At 68.8% G+C, this 18,695-nt stretch carries 16 protein-coding genes; 5 read left to right on the top strand and 11 right to left on the bottom strand.

The genetic code is table 11. From position 1 onward, the window contains the following. Nucleotides 1-2: 2 nt before the first annotated feature. Nucleotides 3-2,387, bottom strand: a complete 2,385-nt coding sequence (locus AC1DQJ_RS19650; RefSeq protein ID WP_477606440.1) for a M20/M25/M40 family metallo-hydrolase — start codon at nt 2,385-2,387, stop codon at nt 3-5. Between the two features lie 282 nt (nt 2,388-2,669). Then, nucleotides 2,670-3,365, bottom strand: coding sequence for a response regulator transcription factor CtrA (gene ctrA, locus AC1DQJ_RS19645; RefSeq protein ID WP_477606438.1), 696 nt, complete (start codon nt 3,363-3,365; stop codon nt 2,670-2,672). A 319-nt stretch (nt 3,366-3,684) separates the two neighbouring features. Here ctrA and AC1DQJ_RS19640 point away from each other — a divergent pair, with 319 nt between their 5' ends. The 4 genes from AC1DQJ_RS19640 (at nt 3,685) to AC1DQJ_RS19625 (ending at nt 7,706) form a co-directional block, all read left to right on the top strand. Beyond that, nucleotides 3,685-4,827, top strand: coding sequence for an SDR family oxidoreductase (locus AC1DQJ_RS19640; protein ID WP_477606436.1), 1,143 nt, complete (start codon nt 3,685-3,687; stop codon nt 4,825-4,827). Nucleotides 4,828-4,909: 82 nt separating this feature from the next. Continuing rightward, complete coding sequence (gene fliI / locus AC1DQJ_RS19635) at nt 4,910-6,247, top strand: flagellar protein export ATPase FliI (RefSeq protein WP_477606434.1); 1,338 nt, start codon at nt 4,910-4,912, stop codon at nt 6,245-6,247. Further along, a complete protein-coding gene (locus AC1DQJ_RS19630) occupies nt 6,244-6,660 on the top strand; it encodes a flagellar export protein FliJ (protein ID WP_477606432.1) in 417 nt (138 codons plus the stop codon). The genes fliI and AC1DQJ_RS19630 overlap by 4 nt, the downstream gene beginning before the upstream one ends. Next, entirely contained in the window at nt 6,657-7,706 is a 1,050-nt protein-coding gene (locus AC1DQJ_RS19625; RefSeq protein ID WP_477606430.1) for an endo-1,4-beta-xylanase, read from the top strand. Before AC1DQJ_RS19630 ends, AC1DQJ_RS19625 begins: the two co-directional genes overlap by 4 nt. Here the strand turns inward: AC1DQJ_RS19625 and AC1DQJ_RS19620 are convergent. Continuing rightward, nucleotides 7,703-8,089 (bottom strand): DUF4282 domain-containing protein, encoded by a 387-nt coding sequence (locus AC1DQJ_RS19620; protein WP_477606428.1) that lies wholly within the window; start codon nt 8,087-8,089, stop codon nt 7,703-7,705. The two genes, AC1DQJ_RS19625 and AC1DQJ_RS19620, sit on opposite strands and share 4 nt — an antisense overlap. 95 nt (nt 8,090-8,184) lie before the next feature. Continuing rightward, nucleotides 8,185-8,532 carry a hypothetical protein gene (locus tag AC1DQJ_RS19615; RefSeq protein WP_477606426.1) on the bottom strand — a complete coding sequence of 116 codons (348 nt, stop codon included), beginning with the start codon at nt 8,530-8,532 and terminating at the stop codon, nt 8,185-8,187. Between the two features lie 148 nt (nt 8,533-8,680). On the opposite strand from AC1DQJ_RS19615, the gene AC1DQJ_RS19610 reads away from it, so the two are divergent. Continuing rightward, nucleotides 8,681-9,187 (top strand): GNAT family N-acetyltransferase, encoded by a 507-nt coding sequence (locus tag AC1DQJ_RS19610; RefSeq protein ID WP_477606424.1) that lies wholly within the window; start codon nt 8,681-8,683, stop codon nt 9,185-9,187. Here AC1DQJ_RS19610 and flhA read toward each other — a convergent pair. The 7 genes from flhA to AC1DQJ_RS19575 all read right to left on the bottom strand — a co-directional run. Next, on the bottom strand, nt 9,184-11,280 hold the full coding sequence (gene flhA / locus AC1DQJ_RS19605) for a flagellar biosynthesis protein FlhA (protein WP_477606422.1): 2,097 nt from the start codon (nt 11,278-11,280) through the stop codon (nt 9,184-9,186). The two genes, AC1DQJ_RS19610 and flhA, sit on opposite strands and share 4 nt — an antisense overlap. Before the next feature lie 79 nt (nt 11,281-11,359). Beyond that, on the bottom strand, nt 11,360-12,727 hold the full coding sequence (gene flbD / locus AC1DQJ_RS19600) for a sigma-54-dependent transcriptional regulator FlbD (RefSeq protein ID WP_477606420.1): 1,368 nt from the start codon (nt 12,725-12,727) through the stop codon (nt 11,360-11,362). Between the two features lie 29 nt (nt 12,728-12,756). Beyond that, nucleotides 12,757-13,095: a flagellar motor switch protein FliN gene (gene fliN / locus AC1DQJ_RS19595; protein WP_477606418.1), complete on the bottom strand. Its 339-nt coding sequence runs from the start codon at nt 13,093-13,095 to the stop codon at nt 12,757-12,759. 5 nt (nt 13,096-13,100) lie between these two features. Next, a complete protein-coding gene (locus AC1DQJ_RS19590) occupies nt 13,101-13,751 on the bottom strand; it encodes a FliH/SctL family protein (protein WP_477606416.1) in 651 nt (216 codons plus the stop codon). Continuing rightward, nucleotides 13,751-14,776 carry a flagellar motor switch protein FliG gene (fliG, locus tag AC1DQJ_RS19585; RefSeq protein WP_477606414.1) on the bottom strand — a complete coding sequence of 342 codons (1,026 nt, stop codon included), beginning with the start codon at nt 14,774-14,776 and terminating at the stop codon, nt 13,751-13,753. The genes AC1DQJ_RS19590 and fliG overlap by 1 nt, the downstream gene beginning before the upstream one ends. Then, nucleotides 14,773-16,425 carry a flagellar basal-body MS-ring/collar protein FliF gene (gene fliF / locus AC1DQJ_RS19580; RefSeq protein ID WP_477606412.1) on the bottom strand — a complete coding sequence of 551 codons (1,653 nt, stop codon included), beginning with the start codon at nt 16,423-16,425 and terminating at the stop codon, nt 14,773-14,775. The genes fliG and fliF overlap by 4 nt, the downstream gene beginning before the upstream one ends. Nucleotides 16,426-16,576: 151 nt before the next feature. Further along, the coding region (locus AC1DQJ_RS19575; protein WP_477606410.1) for a serine hydrolase domain-containing protein at nt 16,577-18,695 on the bottom strand (2,119 nt) is incomplete at its 5' end.

Below are 18,695 nucleotides of genomic sequence, written 5' to 3'. Positions count from 1 at the left end.
CCCTACCAGGTGAATCTCTGGGCGCCGCCGACGATGGTGGCGCCAGAGGCGCCGAAGATCATCAGGTCGGCGGGGCGGGCAGGCAACGGCTTGGCCTCCGCCGGCCACTGGTCGATCAGCGCCGCATAGTGGGCCTCGACCGCGCCCGGCGCGGCTGCGCGGAAGCTCACCGTCACGGGCTGGCCCGAAGGCGCCTCCCAGAAGATCCGCGTCGCGTCCTTGCCGGGCGCCAGCTTGACCGGGCGTCCGTTGATGCTGGCGCCGGTCAGGCCAGACTCCGATTTCAGCGCAATGATCAGGGTGCGCGCGCCCGGCGGCGGCGTCAGGCGCAGTCCGTGCGCGCCGTCAGGCTGGGCGATCAGCTCGGATTTGACCGGCGTAGCGGTGATCGGGGCGGCCTTGGCGGCCCAGACATCGCTGCGACGCAGGGCCGGCAGCCGCAGTTGCTCGATCTGACCTCCGTCGGCGCTCAGGACGGCCCTTGTCCAGGCGGGCGGGGCGGGCGCATCGCTGATGCGCAGGGCGCGGCCGCCGGCCGGTTCGACGTAGTAGGCGATATGTGTCGCCTGCGGGTGGCGGGCGCTCCAAGGCGGATCGAAGCGGACGACGCCGACGGCGATCACGCCCAGCAGCACGACGGCCATGGCGGCCAGCCGCGCGCCCTTTTGATCGACGGGCGGTTGGGCCAGCGGCCAGATAGCCAGGCTCGCCAGCAGGACGAAGACGCCGAGCATCTCAGGTTGGTCGAGCCCCTCGAACACCCCATGGGCGAAGCCCAGCAGCCAGGCGACGGCGACTGTTCCGGCCAGGGTCAGGACGATCAGACCTGGCAGGTTGCGGCGAGCGGCCAGACCGGTCAGCGCCGCCGCCAGCGCGGCGAGCGCCAATGGCCAGGCGACCAGGAAGGCGGTGGGCGGGGCTAGGGCCTGCAGCGCGGTCGCGATGATTGCCCCAAGGATTAGCACGCCGGCCCAGCTGCCGGCGACGCCGGCGGGGCGGCCGAAGCTTGCGATGGCCAGCAGCGCCGCTAGGGCGCCCAGCACGGCGCCGATCATGTCGAAAGCGCCGAAGGCCGACGAGGCGAGGCCGACGCCGAGCGCCAGCAGGGCGCCGGCCAGGCGGGTGCGTCCGCGACCGCTGGCCGCCGCCGCCATCGCCAGGACCCCGACGCCCAGCAGGGCCAGAGCGACTTCCCAACGCTGGACCTGAGCCAGCAGGTAGCGCTGCTGCAGGAAACCGAAGCCGGCCCCGGTGGCATGCCGGGCGAGGCGGAACAGAGCGGCGGCCAGCAGCGCCCCGTAGAGGGCGCCGCCGGAGCCCTTCAGCAAGTCGGTCCATTGCAGGGCCTCGGCGCGGCGCGCGCGCACGAGCCCAATGCCGATCAGCAGGCTGGTCAGCGCCAGCAACAGCCAGCCGACCATCGGCGGATAGGCGATCACTGGCCCGCCCAGGCCGCTGGCGTAGACCAGGTTGGGAGTCTTGGCCGGCACGGCGGTTGCGAACGCCGCTTCGCTTGTGGCGGCCAGGGCCTGCTCGCCAAGGTGCTGCAGCGAACCCTTGTCCAGGTTAGCCGGAGTGGAGGTCGGGGAGTGATAGTCGAACTGGCTGCCGATGAAGGCGTAGTTCAGGCCGGGGACCCCCTTGGCCTTGGACACCGAGAAGTCGGTGTCGTTGGGCATGTGCTCGTAGAGGAAGACGGTCAGTGAGGAGGCCGTGGGGGATGCGGTGACCTTGCGAAACAACTCGACGGTCTCGCCGTTGCCGGCTCCGGTCTGGAACATCTGAGCGCGGCCGCCGCCGCCGCGCGCCTCCATGTTGAGTAGAAAGCCGACACGGCCGGCCAGCGGGTGCTGGTCGAAGAAGGCCTGGGCGCCGAGCAGGCCGCTCTCTTCGCCGTCGGTGAGCAGCACGATCACGTCGCGGGCCGGTTGGCCCTTGGTCTTCAGCGCGCGGATGATCTCCAACGCGGCAGAGGTCCCGGCGGCGTCGTCAGCGGCGCCGGGCGAGCCGGGGACGCTGTCATAGTGGGCCATCAGCGCGACGGCGGGCGCCGTCCGGTCCTTGCCGGGCAGGACGCCGATGATGTTCTCGACCATGCCGCCGGCGATCCAGTTGTCGCGCTGGCGCAGGACTTCGGCGCGCTGCACTTGCGGGGAGAGGCCGAGGGCGGTCATGCGGCCGACCAGATAGTCGCGGGCCGCGGCGTTGGCCGGGCTGCCGATCGGATGCGGGGCCTTGGCGATGACTTCGACGTCCGCCATGGCGCGGCCCGAGGAGAACTCGCCGGCTGGGGCGTTGGCGGGGCGGGGGTCAGGTGTGCGCTCGGCCGTCCACGCCCAGGCGAAGGCCGCGATCAGACATACGATCAGCGCGATGTTTCTTCCCACTTCGCCGCCTCCCCGCGAGCATTTGGCGCGAGCCTAGACCCTTTCCGGTTCCGGTGGCATCACCTGAACCGGGCAAAAAGGGTCTATCTTCAAAAGTGTAGAGCGTGACGGTCGCTTCAACCGGCTTCCACTTGAAGCTGTCACGCTCCAAATGCTCTTTGCCTTCGCTAGGAAATACCGTGGCGTCGCAGGTTGAGTTCTACGCGACGACCTGCGCGCCAACGAAAACGCCCGCCGGAGGAGCGGCGGGCGTTCGCAGGTCTGAAAAAAGCGGTCGGGCGCTTAGGCGGCCACGGCGCTTTCGTGCGGGTCGCGCAGCACGTAGCCGCGGCCCCAGACGGTTTCGATGTGGTGCTTGCCGTCGGCGGCGGCCGCCAGCTTCTTGCGCAGCTTGCAGATGAAGACGTCGATGATCTTCAGCTCAGGCTCGTCCATGCCGCCGTAGAGGTGGTTCAGGAACATTTCCTTGGTGAGCGTGGTGCCCTTGCGGAGCGAGAGCAGCTCCAGCATCTGGTATTCCTTGCCCGTCAGGTGGACGCGGGCGCCGTTCACTTCGACGGTCTTGGCGTCGAGGTTGACGGTGATGTCGCCGGTCTTGATGACCGATTGGGCGTGACCCTTGGAGCGGCGGACCACCGCGTGGATCCGGGCCACCAGTTCGTCCTTGTGGAACGGCTTGGTCATGTAGTCGTCGCCGCCGGCGCCGAAGGTCTTAACCTTGGTGTCGATCTCGGCGGTGCCCGACAGGATCATGATCGGGGTGTTGATCTTCGCGACCCGCAGCGTGCGCAGCACGTCCATGCCGCTCATGTCAGGCAGGTTCAGGTCCAGCAGGATGAGGTCGTAGTCGTAGATCTTACCCAGATCGACGCCTTCCTCGCCCAAGTCCGTCGTATAGACATTGAACCCCTCGGACTTGAGCATCAGCTCGATGCTCTGCGCCGTGGCGCTATCGTCCTCAATCAACAGTACGCGCATCAGTTCCTCCTCGAACGGTAGCGCTAAAAACCTACGTCTCCGGGCAATCCGCCCCGATCCTCGCGGTTAACTTGCCAGCGAGTTAATTTATGACCGGTTAATGGTGAAGCGCCTCTGAGCGAATCGTTAACTCGGTTCGGGATTCGCCGACAAGAGTCGGCCAGGGCGGTGAGTCACTAGCCTGTTGAATCTTTTGTGATTGGACTTGGTGGGCGAACAGAACTTGCCGCTGATCGAGAAATTTTAACCCACAGGCCAAGGTGGGAACGGGAGTGGCCGCGGGTCGTTTCGACCTGACACCTCAGCCTGAAGGACCACCATGGCCGTGAAACTGAAGCCGCTCGCCGACCAGGTCATCGTCATCACGGGGGCCTCTTCCGGCATTGGCCTGGCGACGGCGCGCAAGGCCGCAAAGGCAGGCGCGGCCGTGGTGCTCGTGGCGCGCAACGCCGACGCTCTGCGGGCGATCAGCGAGGACATCAACGCCGCCGGTGGACGGGCGCACGCGGTGGCCGCCGATGTCGGCGACGCCGCCGAAGTCGAGAAGATCGCCCGGGCCGCCATCGCCCGCTTCGAGCGGTTCGACACCTGGGTGAACGACGCCGGGGTCGGGCTGTTCGGCGAGCTGACGGAAACGACCGCCGCCGACCATGAGCGTCTGTTCCGGACTAACTACTTCGGCGTCGTCAACGGATCTCTGGAGGCGGTGAAGCACTTCAGGCAACGCGGCGGGTCCGGCGCGGTGATCAATGTCGGTGCGGCCCTGTCGGACGCGGCTGCGCCGCTGATGGGCGCGTACTCGGCGTCAAAGCACGCGGTGAAGGGCTTCACCGAGGCGCTGCGGGTCGAGCTGCTGCGCGACAAGCTCCCGGTGTCGGTCACCCTGATCAAGCCGTCGAGCCTCTCGACGCCCTTCGCCGATCACGCCCGCAACCTGATGGACAAGGCGGCCAGGGTGCCGCCGCCGCGCTACTCGCCGGAGCTGGTCGCCGACGCCATCCTGCACGCGGCCAGTCATCCGGTGCGCGATCTGGCGGTCGGGGCTGGGGCGCGGCCGTTCACGATCGGCTCGAACGCGCTGCCTGGCGTGGCCGACAAGGCGATGGCGCGGCTCATGCCGCCGCTGGTGCGCCGGCGCGGCGCCAAGCCTCTGCGCGACAGCCTCCACGAGGCGGGCATGGGCGGCCTGACCGAGAGCGAGCACCTGCGCGGTCGCAAGTTCAGCCTCTACACCGAGGCTCAGAAGCGTCCGGGCCTGACGATCGGGCTGGGCGCCTTGGCAGTGGTGGGCGTGGCGGCTTTCCTTGGTCGCGGGACCCTGGCGCGCAATGCGCGACCCGTCCTCACAAGGGCCATTCGGCCGCTGCTGCTGCGCGCGGCGCTGCAACGGCCGCTGGCCGCGGCGAAGCTGGCCGCAAAGCATCCGCAACGGGCGACGAAACTGGCCGCCGCGCTGCGCTGAGAGGCCAAATCTTCACCGGGGATTAACGGCGCGAGGGGGACTCTGCGGCACGGTCGAATCTGACCGCTGGGGTTCTCCGGACTTGCGCAGTCTTGTCGCCGCCGTCGAGCGCATCGATCCGCTCACCGTTTCGGGCCGTGTCGCCGCCGTGAACGGCCTCCTGATCGAGGCGCGGGGCGGGCTGACGCGCCTGGCTGTCGGCGCGCGCGCCGAGATCGAGCGCCGGGCCGACAAGCCGCTGGCGGCCGAGGTGGTCGGCTTCCGCGAGACCCGCGCCCTGCTGATGCCGTTCGGCCCCGTCGAGGGTGTGGCCCCGGGCGCGGAGATCCGCATCGAGCCGCAGGGATCGGCCGTGCGTCCGACCACGGCGTGGCTGGGCCGCATCGTCGACGCGTTCGGCGAGCCGATTGACGGCAAGGGGCCGCTGCCGCAGGGGATGGCGGCGTATCCGCTGAGAGCCCCGCCGCCGGCCGCCCATGCGCGCGGACGGGTCGGCGAGCGCCTGGACCTGGGCGTGCGCTCGATGAACGTCTTCACCACCTGCTGCCGCGGCCAGCGCCTGGGCGTGTTCGCCGGGTCGGGCGTCGGCAAGTCGGTGCTGCTGTCGATGCTGGCCAAGCAGTCGGACTGCGACGCGGTCGTGGTCGGGCTGATCGGCGAACGCGGCCGCGAGGTCCGCGAGTTCATTGAAGAGACCTTGGGCGAAGAAGGCCTGAAGCGCGCCATCGTCGTGGTCGCCACGTCCGACGAGCCGGCGCTGAAGCGCCGCCAGGCGGCCTACATGACCCTGGCCATCGCCGAGTTCCTGCGCGACCAGGACCTGGAAGTCCTGTGCATGATGGACTCGGTCACCCGTTTCGCCATGGCGCAACGCGAGATCGGCCTGGCCGCCGGCGAGCCGCCGACCACCAAGGGCTATACCCCGACCGTCTTCACCGAGCTGCCCAAGCTGCTGGAGCGAGCCGGACCGGGACCGATCCGGCCGGACGGCACGACCGCGGGCCCGATCACCGGCATCTTCACCGTCCTGGTCGATGGCGACGATCACAACGAGCCGATCGCCGACGCGGTGCGCGGGATCCTGGACGGTCACATCGTCATGGAGCGGAGCATCGCCGAGCGCGGACGCTTCCCGGCGATCAACGTGCTGAAATCGATCAGCCGGACCATGCCGGGCTGCCACCTGCCGCACGAGCGCGAGATCGTGAAGTCGGCGCGCCAGTCGCTGTCGGCCTACGCCAACATGGAAGAACTGATCCGCATCGGCGCCTATCGCGCCGGGGCCGACCCGCAGGTCGACCGCGCGATCGCACTCAATCCGGCCCTGGAAGCTTTCCTGGGTCAGGACAAGGACGAGGCCACTGGCCTGGAGCAGAGCTTCGACATGCTCGCGCGCATTCTGAACGGTGAGGCTGCATGAGCTGGGCGAAGTCGCTAATCAAGCTGTCGACCTACGAGGTCGAGATCCTGCAGAAGCGTCTGGCGGAGATCGCCGATCGGCGGATGCAGTGCGAGATGAAGCTCGCCTTCCTGGAGGCTGAGGGCGAGGCGGAGGCCGAACGCGCCCGCCACGACGCCGAGGCCGGCTGGTATCAGGCCGGGTTCTGGGAAGGGCTGCGCGCTCGCAAGGCGATGGTGCAGGCCGACATCAACAATATCTCGATCGAGGAGGCCGGTGCGCGCGACGCCTTGGCCATGGCCTTCGAAGAACAGAAGAAATACGAGCAGGTCGCCGAGACCATCCGACTGACCCAGGTGAAGGAAGCCGCGCGCCTGGAAACCGCGGCGCTCGACGAGCTGGGCCTGCGCCGCGCGGCCGCCGGCGGGCGGTGAGGCTCTCACGGCGGGCCCTGCTGGGCTCGACGCTGGCGTTGGCGGCCTGCGACCGCAAGGCCGGGGCCCAGGCCTCGCCGATCGACCTGCCGCCGCTCAAGTCCGTCGCCAGCTTCCCGGTCGGGACCTGCGTGCAGGCCGCGCAACTGGACGATCCCGCCTTCGCCGCCCTGGCCGCGGCCCAGGTCTCCCAGCTCACCGCCGAGTGGGAGATGAAGATGGAGTACATCGTCCAGGACGATGGCTCGCTGCGCTTTGAGGCGCCCGACCGCATCGCCGCCTTCGCGCGCGCCCATGGGATGCGGTTCTTTGGCCATACGCTGGTCTGGTACGCCCAGAGCCCGCCCGCCTTCGAGCGCCTGGACACCGGGCGGATCGCCTTCGACGGCGCCTATCGCAACTACATCGCCGCGGTGGTCGGCCGCTACCGCGGCCAGGCGGTCGGTTGGGACGTGGTCAACGAGGCGGTGGCCGAGGACGGCGAGGGCTGGCGAGACAGCCTTTGGTCGCAGCGGCTGGGCAAGCTGGAGCACATGGTGCTGGCCTTCCAGCACGCCCGCCAGGCCGACCCGAACGCGGTGCTGTTCCTGAACGACTACAATCTGGAGAACCTGCCCAGGAAGCGGGCGACGTTTTTGAAGCTGGCCGAGGCGCTGCTGAAGGCCGGCGCGCCGCTAGGCGGACTGGGAACCCAGACCCATGTCGCCGCCGACCTCGCGCCGGGCGAGCTGAAGCGCGCCATCGCCGATCTGGCGAGCCTGGGCCTGCCGATCCACCTGTCGGAAATGGATGTGTCGTTGAGCCGGGCTGGCGGTCTGATCAAGGATCGGAGCCGGCTGCAGCAGGGCCAGGGCCGGGTCTATGCGGAAGGCGCCGAGGCGTTCTCGGCGCTGCCGCCGCAGCAACGCTTCGCCTTCACCCACTGGGGGCTGCGCGACGGGGATTCCTGGCTGAAGCGCGAGGATGCGCGCGATGCGCCCTTGCTGTTCGACGACGCCGGCCGGCCCAAGTCCGCCGCTGGCGCCTGGATCAATGGGTTGGGTTAGTTCAGCGGCCCGGAGCGCGGTCCTGGCGTCGGCGCCTGTTCGGCGTCGGCCGCCTGGCGCAGGGCGTGCAGGTCGTCACTGAGGCGGAACAGGGCGACGTAGAGCTCGCAGAACGAGCGCCACAGCAGCACCAGCCCGCCGACCACGAGCAGGCCCGCCACCAGCACCGGAATCGCCAGGATCACGCCGATCCAGCTTTCTTCGCGCAGGGCGACGCCGACCGCGGCGCCGACGGTGCCGAACGCGATCAGTGCGATGACCCCGAGGCCCGCCCAGTAGATCAGATGGATGACCTGGTTGGTCATCAGCCGCTCGAAGGTCAGCAGATCCCAGAAGATCGTGCCGCCCGGGCCGCGCCGGGAGTTGGAAGCAGGTGGCCGCATTCGATATCCAACGCTCAGCGGCCGACAATGACCGCGCCAGGGGCAAATCGCTATCAGCCGGGGCGCGCGCCTGCAACGCTCCTGACGCTGGGCTGCTAGGTTCGGGCGAGCAGCTTGCCGATCGCCCCGCCGATCAGGCCTGCGATCGCCGACCCGGCCGAGCCGTAGCCGAGCACCTCGGCGGGCACGTCGCCCAGCATGACCGAGACCGCGATGCCGAGCAGGGCGCAGAGGCCGCCGGCGATCAGCCCGCCGCCCAGGGCGCCGCTCCAGCCGCTCGCGGCCCGGCGCGCGTAGATCAGACCCGCGACCAGCGAGATCAGCATGCCGCCGATGGCGAAGAGGTTGTTCTTGATGAACGGGACGTAGTGGCCGGCGATCACCATGACGAGCTGAAGTACGAGCCCAATCACGATGGCGTAGGCGAGCGCTCTGGTGTTCATGGCGTCTTCCCTGAATTTGGCCGTCTGACGCGGCGCGTGGTCAAGCTTGGTCGTGGAACGTCAATTTGATCAAGCGTTTGAAGGGCGTCTTCAGAACTTCACGCCGCTCGGATGACAACATTCGCCGAATGCGTGCTAGCCTTTGATCATGGGTACGACGACACAAGCCGCCGATTGGAGACTTGAGCCGATCTCGGGCGCCGACCGCGACGTGGTGGAGGTGATCAGCCTGCCTCCCGAGCAGGAGGCGTTCGCCGGGAGCCTCGACGAGGTGTTCGGACGCCTCAACGAACCCGACGCCGTGGGCCTGGAGCAGGGCTTCGCGGTGGTCGAGCCGAGCGGCGAGGTGGTCGGCTTCTTCGTGCTGCGCGAGGGGCTGCGCCGACCCGCCTGGGCGCCGCCCGGAACAGTCACCCTGCACAATTTCCGCGTCCGCCCCGGCTTCCAGGGCAAGGGCGTGGGCCGCCGCTGCATCAGCCTGCTGGAGGATTGGTTCGCCCGCGAGCGGCCAGTGCAGCCCAAGCTGATGTTGGCGGTGAACTCGCTGAACGAGGCGGCGATCGCCGCCTATCAGCGGATCGGCTTCATCGACACCGGCGGTCGCTTCGAGGAAGAGCCGGCGCCCAAGCTGATCTTCGCCAAGCCGCTGACCTAGATCTGGCCGACGGTCTTCAGGCGCGCCTTCGGGTGAATTTCGTTCTGGCTGAGCACCGGGGTCTGGCCGCGGAAGCGCTCGATGATCGAACGGACATAGGGCCGAACCTGCGGGCTGGTCAGCAGCACGGCGCTGTCGCCGGCCAGGGCGGCGCGTTCGAAGCTCTCGCGGACCGCGCGGATGAAGTCCTGCAGGCGCGAGGGGGCCAAGGCCAACTGCTTCTCCTCGCCCGGGCCGACCAGGGCCTCGGCGAAGGCGTTCTCCCACTCGCCGGACATGGTGATGATCGGCAGGGCGCCGTCGTCGCCGCGGTAGGCGAACGAGAGCTGACGGGCCAGCCGGCCGCGGACCTGTTCGACCAGGAGGGTGATCGACTGGGTGTGCGGCGCGGCCTCGCCGATGCCCTCCAGGATCGCCGGCAGGTCGCGGATAGAGACCCGCTCGCGCAGCAGGGCCTGCAGCACGCGCTGGACGGTGGTCGCCGAGACCACGCTGGGGATCAGGTCGTCGACCAGCTTCTTCTGCTCGGCCGGCAGTTCCTTCAGGAGTTTCTGGACCTCGGCGTAGGAGAGCAGGTCAGGCATGTTCTCCTTGAGGATCTCGGTCAGGTGGGTGGTCAGCACGGTGGCCGGGTCGACGATGGTGTAGCCGCGGAAGGTGGCTTCCTCGCGCAGGGAGTCGTCGATCCAGGTGGCCGGCAGGCCGAAGGCCGGCTCGCGCATGTGCTCGCCGGGCAGGTCGACCTGGCCGCCGGACGGGTCCATCGCCATCAGCGAGCCGAGCCGCACTTCGCCGCCGCCGCCTTCCATCTCCTTGATGCGGATCATGTAGCCCTGCGAGGGCAGGCGCATGTTGTCGAGGATGCGGACCGACGGCATGACGAAGCCGAAGTCCTGGGCCAGGGTCCGGCGCAGAGCCTTGATCTGGTCGGTCAGGCGGCGGCCTTCGAGGTCGTTGATCAGCGGCAGCAGGCCATAGCCCAGCTCGATCTTGATCTCGTCGATGGCCAGCGACTGGCTGATCGGCTCTTCCTGCTCCTGGGCTGGCGCGGCGTTGGCGGGGACGATCTCGACCGGCGGCGGGAGCAGGGCCTCCTGCGAGCGCCGCCAGGCCAGATAGCCTGAGCCCGCGGCCAGGGCGGCGAACGGGATGATCGGCATCCCCGGGATCAGGGCGATGACCCCGGCCGAGGCCGAGACCATGCCCAGGCTGATCGGGTTCATGGCCAGCTGGGCGACCAGGGCCTTGTCGGCGGAGCCGTCGACGCCGGCCTTCGACACCAGGAAGCCGGCGGCGATCGAGATGATCAGGGCCGGGATCTGGCTGACCAGGCCGTCGCCGATGGTCATGATCGTGTAGGACGAGGCGGCCTGGGCCAGCGGCACCTTGTGCTGCACGACGCCGATCAGGATGCCGCCGATGATGTTGATGGCGACGATGATCAGGCCGGCGACCGCGTCGCCGCGCACGAACTTGCTGGCGCCGTCCATGGCCCCGAAGAAGGTGCTTTCCTGCTCGAGTTCCTTACGGCGCTTCTTGGCCTCGTTCTCTTCGATCAGGCCGGCCGAGAGGTCGGCGTCGATGGCCATCTGCTTGCCCGGCATCGAGTCCAGGGTGAAGCGGGCGGCGACTTCGGCGATCCGGCCCGAACCCTTGGTGATGACCACGAAGTTCACGATCACCAGGATGGCGAAGACGATGACGCCGATGACGTAGTTGCCGCCCATCATCAGCTTGCCGAAGCCTTCGATGATCTTGCCGGCCCCGTGCGCGCCTTCGTGGCCGTGGCCGAGGATCAGGCGGGTCGAGGCGACGTTCAGGCCCAGGCGGTAGAGCGTGGTGACCAGCAGGACGGTCGGGAAGGCGGTGAACTCCAGCGGCTTCTTGATCAGCAGCGAGGTCATCAGGATCAGCACCGAGGTGGTGATCGAGATCGCTAGCAACACGTCCAGCAGGAAGGCCGGGATCGGCAGGATCAGCAGGATAACGATGCCGATGACGCCGAGCGCCAGGGCGACCTCGCCCTTCATCACCCAGCCCAGCATTTCGCGGGGCGTCGGCCGGTTCGAGGATGAAAGCGAGGCGTCCGTCATCTTCGGTCTCCTCCTCGCCCCCTTCAGGGGAAAGGCTGGGTGTTGAGCTCCCCGCCTTCACGGGGATAGGTGGCCCAGGTCAGGCCGCGCTGGCGCCCATCTGCGGGGCAGGCACAGAGATGCCGGATTCGGAGTATTCCTTCAGCTTGTTACGCAGGGTGCGGATCGAAATGCCGAGGATGTTGGCGGCATGGGTCCGATTGCCCAGGCAGTGCTGCAGGGTGTCGATGATCAGGCGCTGCTCCATGTCGGCGACGGTCTGGCCGACGAAGGTGCGGGTGACGGCCTCGGCGACGTCAGCGGCGGTCTGCGAGATGCGTGCGGCCGGGTCCGGCGCGGCTAGCGGCTGGCCGTCCGGCAGGCGGATGGCGCCTTCCTCGATCTCCGGTCCGCTGGCCAGCAGCACCGCGCGGTGCATGGCGTTCTCCAGCTCGCGCACGTTGCCTGGCCAGCGATGGGCGGCCAGGCGGCGCTTGGCCTCGGCCGACAACGGCCGCTCGGGCATGCCGTTGGCCTTGGCATATTTGCGGATGAAGAACTCGGCCAGGACGACCACGTCGCCGGGACGCTCGCGCAGCGGCGGCAGCCGCAGGTTCACGACGTTCAGGCGATAGAGCAGGTCTTCGCGGAATGTGCCGTCCTTCACCGCCTGGGCCAGGTCTCGGTTGGAGGTGGCGAGGATGCGGATGTCCACCTTCACCGGCTTGGCGCCGCCGACCCGGTCGATCTCGCGCTCCTGGATGGCGCGCAGCAGCTTGGCCTGCAGGCGGGCGTCCATCTCGGAGATTTCGTCCAGCAACAGGGTGCCGCCATTGGCTTCCTCGAACTTGCCGATGCGCCGGGCCACGGCGCCGGTGAAGGCGCCCTTCTCGTGGCCGAACAGTTCGCTCTCGAGCAGGTTCTCCGGGATCGCCGCGCAGTTGACCGAGATGAACGGGCGATTGGCGCGGCGCGATTTCTGGTGGACGTAGCGGGCGATGACTTCCTTACCCGAACCGCTCTCGCCGGTGATCAGGATCGAGGCTTCGGACGGGGCGACCTGATCGGCCAGGCTGATCACCGAGTGCATGCCCGGGTCGCGGACCACCATCGGCTTCTCGTCGTCGGAGACGGCGGCCAGGACCGCGGCGATCATCTCGGCGTCCGGCGGAAGCGGGATGAACTCCTTGGCGCCGGCGCGAATGGCGTCGCCGGCCTTCTGGGCGTCGGGATCGACGCCGCAGGCCACGACCGGCACCCGAATCCGCTCGGCCTCGTTGGCGGCGATCAGGCCGGCGATGTCGAGGTCGTAGTCGACCAGCAGCAGGTCGGCGCCCTGACCGGCGCGCAGCGCGTGGGTGGCCGCCTCGATGGTTTCGACGTGACTGACCTTGGCGCCCGCCGTCATCGCCATCTTCACGGCGTTGGAGAGCTGTCCGTTCAGTTTTCCGACGACCAAAAGCCGCATAGCACTATCTCCTGGAGAGCCTCAGGGCCTTAGCCCTGCGCGTCGCCGTCCTTGATGATTTCGGTCATGGTCACGCCCAGGCGGTCATCGACGATGACGACCTCGCCGCGGGCGACCAGGCGGTTGTTCACATAGATGTCGATGGCCTCGCCGACCTTGCGGTCCAGGTCGAGCACGCTGCCCGACTGAAGCTGCAGCAGCTGGGCGACTGACATGGTGGCGCGGCCGAGCACCGCCGAGATCGAGACCGGCACGTCGAAGACCGGCGCCAGATCGGTGGCGGTCTTGTCCTCCATCTCCATTCCCATCTCGGCCAGGGGCATGTCCGAGGGGCCAAATTCGTCGAGCTTGAGGTCGTTGTCGGCCATGGCGCTCAGCCTTCGCTTCCGGGAATGAGGGGTTCGGCGTGCAGCCCTTCGGCGGCCAAGGCCGCATGGAGGGCGGCGGCCACGCGGGCGGCGGCGGCGGCAGGATCGAAGGCCGCCGATCCATCGCCGAAATCGAGAGTGAAGGCGGCGGGGCCGATGCCGGCCGCGGCGCGCACCTGGATGGCGCCGGGATAGCCGATGGCCTGGGCGGTCTCTTCCAGGGCGGCCTGGACGCCCTCGGCGAGGTCGGCCTGAACGGAGACGATCACCCTGGGCGAGGCCTCGATCTCACGGGCCAGGTTTTCCAGGGCGGCCTGGATAGGGGCGTGCGGGAACTTGGCCAGGGCCGCGTCGGCGATGGCGCGGGCGCAGGCCAGGGCCAGCTCGGCCGAGCCTTCGCGGTGATCGTGGGCGACGCCGGCCAGTTTCGGCAGCGCCTGGCCGACCACGGCGGCGATCTGCGACAGGGCCTGGGTCTGCAGGGCGGCCATCGACCCCAGGGCCTGGCGCTCGCCCTCGGCGAAAGCCTGGGCGCGCAGGACCTCGACCTCGTCGGCCGGGAACAGGCGCTTGGGGCGCTGGGCCGCGTAGGCGACGTCGCCAGCGTTGTCGAACACCGTGTCGAAGCCGAATTTCTGATGCGTGGGACCGGTCATCAGTAGATCAGCTCATCGTCGCCGCCGGCGCCGGCCAGCATAATCTCGCCCTTGGCGGCCAGGTCCTTGGCGACCTGGACCATGGCCATCTGGGCCTGGTCGACGTCGCGCAGGCGCACCGGGCCCATGCTCTCCATGTCCTCGCGCATGATCTTGGCGGCGCGCTCGGACATGTTGGAGAAGAACATCTCGCGCAGGCTGTCCGAGGCGCCCTTGAGCGCCAGGGCCAGCTGGTCCTTCTCGACATTGCGCAGCAGGGTCTGCACCCCGCCCGGGTCGAGCTTGTTGAGGTCTTCGAACACGAACATCAGCGCGCGGATGCGCTCAGCGCTTTCGCGGTTGCGCTCTTCCAGGGCGGCGATGAAGCGCGCCTCGGTCTGGCGATCGAAAGCGTTGAAGATGTCTGCCATCATCTCGTGGCTGTCGCGCTTGGAGGTGCGCGCCAGGTTGGACATGAACTCGGTCCGCAGGGTCTGCTCGATCTTGTCGAGGATCTCGCGCTGCACCGGCTCCATGCGGAGCATGCGGGTCACACATTCCAGCGCGAAGTCTTCCGGCAGAGCCGCCAGCACGCGGGCGGCGTGGTCGGACTTCACCTTGGACAGCACGACGGCGACGGTCTGCGGGTATTCGTTCTTCAGGTAGTTGGCGAGCACCGCCTCGTTCACGTTGCCCAGCTTGTCCCACATGGTCCGGCCTGCCGGACCCCGGATCTCCTCCATGAGGGAGTCGACCTTGTCGGGGGGCAGGAAGGCCTGCAGCAGGCGTTGGGTCTGCTCGAACGAACCCATGATCGCGCCGGCCCCGGACATGCCGGAGATGAAGTCGACCAGCAGCTGCTCGACGGCGGCCGAGGACACGGTGCCGAGGCTGGCCATGGCCTGGGAGATCTCCTTGATCTCCTCCTCGTCCAGATGCTCCCAGATGGTCTTGTGCTCTTCGCCGAGCGCGAGCAGCACCACCGCGGCCCGCTCTGGGCCGCTCAGCTTGGCTGGATCGTTGATGGTCTTGAGGCGGGCGTTCATGACGTCTCGTGCAGCCAGCTACGCAGGAGCGAGACCGACTCCTCGGGATGGGTTTCGACGAACTCCGACACCCGCTTCACGGACGAGGCCTTCACCTGGCCTTCGATGCGGGCGATGTCGATGCGCTGGTCCAGCTCGTTGCCCGGGCCGGGCAGGGCCAGCGGCTGGCCGGTGGCGGGGTCGACCGTGACCTGCATCGGCTGACCGTCAGGAGTGGTGACCAGGCGGGTCACGCCCGGCGCGCCGGCCGAGGTCAGGGCGGGCAGGCCGCGGCCTGCATTGTTCGGCTTCAGCATCGGGCGAACCACGAAGAAGATCAGCAGGACCGCCACCAGGCCGAGGATGCCGAGTTCGACGGCGCGCATGATGTCGTTCTTGTCGAAGCCCATCAGCGGGTTGGCGGTCTCGACCCCGCCTTCGGCGTCGGCCGAGGGGAAGCGGACGTTGACCACGGTCACCTGGTCGCCGCGGTCGCCGTTGAAGCCGACTGCGGTGCGCACCAGTTGCTCGATGCGCTGCATTTCCTCGGCCGAGCGCGGCGTGTAGGCGCCGGGCTTGCCGTCGGCTCCGGCCGCGGTGGCGCCGTCGACGGCCACGGCCACCGAAAGGCGCTTCATCTCGCCGGGCTCCTGCACCTCGGTGCGGACGGTCTTGGAGATCTCGTAGTTGGTGGTGGATTCGGTGCGGCCGCTGGCCGACTGGTTCAGGGTCTCGCCGTTGGCCCCAACGCCGCCCGGGATGTTGGCGCTGGACGACACCGCGCCGTTGGCGTCGGGCTGGCTCTCGCGCGCATTCTCTTCGTTTGTGGTCTCCGAGCGGACGACCTGGCCGTCGGGGTCGAAGGTCTCCTGCTGGACCGTGACGCGGGCCAGGTTGAGGTCGGCGGTGACGTTGACCCGCGCCTTGCCAGGGCCGACCACGCCTTCGACCAGCTTGGTGACGGTCTTGGCGATGCGCTGCTCGACCTCGTTGCGGCGACCGTCCGCGGCCTGGCCGCCGAAGCCGTCTTCGCCGGTCGACAGGGTCTTGGCGTGCTGGTCGACGACGGTGACGCGGCCCGGCTTCATGTTGGGAACGGCGCTGGAGACCAGGTTCTGGATGGCCTGGACCTGATCGCCGGACGGCGCGCGGCCGCCGACATGGATGGTGACGGCGGCCGAAGGCTGCTCGGATTCCTCTTCGAACAGCTGGCGTTTGGGCAGGACCAGATGGACCCGGGCCGACTCCACGCCGTCCAGGCTCTGGATCGTGCGGGCCAGTTCGCCTTCAAGCGCGCGCTGGCGGTTCAGCTGCTGGACGAAGTCGGTCTGGCCCAGGGCGTTGGCTTCGTCGAAGATCTCGTACCCGACCGAGCCGGAGGTCGGCAGGCCCTTGCTGGACAGCATCAGACGAGTGGACGCGACCTGGTCGCGGGCGACCATGATGGTCGAGCCGTCGCCCTTCACCTCGTACTTGACACCCGCCTGATCGAGGGCGGTGGTGATCGAGCCGGCTTCCTTGAGATCCAGGTTGGAATAGAGGAGCGCCTTGGGCTCGCCCAGATTCATGGTCAGCGCGATCATCGCCGCGGCGACGCCGACGCCGATCCCGAGGATGGCCGCCAGTCGTCCGATTCCGAACCTTTGCAGGGCGGCGACGAAGTTGTTCAAACCGGGCGTCCTTCCCAGGGTACGCGGGACGGACGCTCACTCGCCCGCCGCTAGGCAGGATTTACCCAGTGCTTGGTAAACGACGCGTTTACATTTGCGGCGTTAGCGCCTCATTTCGCAGAGGAATCTGCATCGGTATGGTTGAAAAACATCAACCACTCCAAGGGCTAAGCGCGCCCCAGAGCGCGAGCACGATCGAGAAGGCGCCGTAGAGCAGAGCCGTAAACGAATAGGCGGCCTTGCGCAGGGCGGTCCACGAATCAACCCGACGCCCGCCGCGCCAGATGGCCGGCATCAGGATCAAGCCGCCGAGCGTCAGGGCCGCCGCCACCAGCACGCAGGCCGAGGCGACGATCAGCGACGCGCCGGGCCAGCCGTACATGACGTTGGCCAGGTCCGAGGCTCGGCCGGCCCAGATGGCGAACAGGCCGAGCGCGGAGAGCCAGAGGATCGCCTGGGTGGTCTGCAGCAGGCTGGCCTGGCGCTGGACCGCCGTCTCGCGGAACTCGCGGCGATTGCGCAGGAACAGCCCCGCCAGGGTGGCGGCGGCCGCCAGGCCCGACAGCACGGCCAGGACGATCAGGGTGGTCGGGCGCTTCCAGAAGCCGGACCGCTGGTACATCTGGTCGCCGAGCGCGCCGCGGAAGGCGTAGGCGCGGCCGTTGTCCATGGCGAAGGCGACGTGGTCCGCGCCGGTCGCCGAGACGAACCGGCCCTGGGCGAGATCGCCGTCGGGGACGAACAGGCGACTCTGGCGGCCCTTGGTGACGAGCAGGCGGCCGTCGGGGGTCACATTGACGTCGGCCCCGTTGATGATCAGGCCGACCATGCCTTCCAGACCGCGATAGGCGCGGCGGGTGCCGACATAGTAGCCCTCGAAATCGCGGGCGCGCTGGACGAGCTCGGGCGAACCCGGGCGAGGGAAGGCCTGCGGCGGGGCGTAGAACTGCTGGACGATGTCGCCGGCCAGGCTCATGGCCAGGTCGCCGCCGGTTTCGGTGTTGGTGCTGATGAAGACGCCGAGGTTGAGGTCCGGACTCACCACCATGTTCGACAGGAACGACAGCGTGCCGCCAGCGTGGCCAAAGCCCGTGCGGCCGCCGGGCAGGCCGTACTCCATGAAGCCGTGGCGCCAGCCGTTGACGCCCGCTGGGGTCCGGCGGATCTGGGTGCGGAAGGCCTGAGCGGCGCGCGGGCCGTAGATCACCGCGCCGTCCAGCGCACCGCCGTTCAGCAGCAGCTGCATGTAGCGCGCCATGTCGGCGGCGGTCGAAGAGGCCGAGCCGGCCGGGGCGACTTGGCTGATGAACTCGAACGGGCGCTCGCGGAAGCCGCCGGGCGTCCAGCGATAGCCATCGGCGATGTTGTCCGCCAGCCGCTGCGGGATCGGGGCGGGCAGGCCGGCCTTCGGCGGGTGCGGCTCGCGGAAGCTGGTGCTGTTCATGCCGGCGGGCAGGAGGATGCTCTCCTCGATCAGCCGCTCGAAGGGCTTGCCCGAGACGTAGGACACCGCCTGGCCGGCCAGCGCCGCGCCGTAGTTGGAATAGGCCGGCGAGAGGCCGGGATCGCGCACCCGCCGCGGCCGTTCCTGGCGCAGATATTCGGCCATCGGCCGCACGCGATCAAAGTTGCGCTCGAACAGGTGGCCGAGGGCGCGGTCTTCGAAGCCCGGCGAATGGTCCATCAGGTTGATGACCCGGACGGGCGTGCGGAAGCCCTGGTCGCGGACCTGCAGGCGCTCGGGCAGGTAGAGATTGATCGGGGCGTCCTGACGAATGCGGCCGGCCTCGATCTCCTTCATCAGGGCGATCCAGGTGAAGGTCTTGGAGATCGAGCCGATGCGGAACAGGGTCTTGTCCGGGTCGACCCGGCGCTGAGGCGAGAGGCTGGCGAAGCCGTAGCCCTTCTTCAGGACAACCTGGCCATTCTGCACAACCGAGACCGTGACGCCGGCGATGTGATCCTTGGCCATGGCGCTGCGCACGACGCCGTCGACATAGGCTTCCAGTTCAGCGGCGGGCATCGTCTCGCCGGGCGCCAGGCGAGCGCCGGCGGGCGTCGCCGGTAGGGCGGCGCCCGCGATCAGGGTGGAGGCGGCCGGCGCTGCTGCGGCGGGCTTGGCGGGCGAGGAGGCGCTGGCGGCCGACGCGCTCGGCCGGGCGACTGCACGGGCCTGGGCCTGGGCCCTCCGCTGGAAGGTGGTGTAGGGGACGGGGCCGCGCGGATTGGCGGCGGCCGGCGCGGGCGTTGCGGCCGGAGCAGGCGTCGGC

Source organism: Phenylobacterium sp. P4_E10 (assembly GCF_056401675.1).
Note: the sequence above shows the minus strand (reverse complement) of the source record. Positions and strands in the feature narration are given on the sequence as shown.

What these genes read in the sequence shown, in the direction of transcription:
- ctrA (WP_477606438.1), bottom strand. Translation starts at nt 3,365, where the DNA reads ATGCGCGTACTGTTGATTGAGGACGATAGCGCCACGGCGCAGAGCATC.
- AC1DQJ_RS19640 (WP_477606436.1), top strand. Translation starts at nt 3,685, where the DNA reads ATGGCCGTGAAACTGAAGCCGCTCGCCGACCAGGTCATCGTCATCACG.
- AC1DQJ_RS19630 (WP_477606432.1), top strand. Translation starts at nt 6,244, where the DNA reads ATGAGCTGGGCGAAGTCGCTAATCAAGCTGTCGACCTACGAGGTCGAG.
- AC1DQJ_RS19620 (WP_477606428.1), bottom strand. Translation starts at nt 8,089, where the DNA reads ATGCGGCCACCTGCTTCCAACTCCCGGCGCGGCCCGGGCGGCACGATC.
- AC1DQJ_RS19615 (WP_477606426.1), bottom strand. Translation starts at nt 8,532, where the DNA reads ATGAACACCAGAGCGCTCGCCTACGCCATCGTGATTGGGCTCGTACTT.
- AC1DQJ_RS19610 (WP_477606424.1), top strand. Translation starts at nt 8,681, where the DNA reads ATGGGTACGACGACACAAGCCGCCGATTGGAGACTTGAGCCGATCTCG.
- flhA (WP_477606422.1), bottom strand. Translation starts at nt 11,280, where the DNA reads ATGACGGACGCCTCGCTTTCATCCTCGAACCGGCCGACGCCCCGCGAA.
- flbD (WP_477606420.1), bottom strand. Translation starts at nt 12,727, where the DNA reads ATGCGGCTTTTGGTCGTCGGAAAACTGAACGGACAGCTCTCCAACGCC.
- fliN (WP_477606418.1), bottom strand. Translation starts at nt 13,095, where the DNA reads ATGGCCGACAACGACCTCAAGCTCGACGAATTTGGCCCCTCGGACATG.
- AC1DQJ_RS19590 (WP_477606416.1), bottom strand. Translation starts at nt 13,751, where the DNA reads ATGACCGGTCCCACGCATCAGAAATTCGGCTTCGACACGGTGTTCGAC.
- fliG (WP_477606414.1), bottom strand. Translation starts at nt 14,776, where the DNA reads ATGAACGCCCGCCTCAAGACCATCAACGATCCAGCCAAGCTGAGCGGC.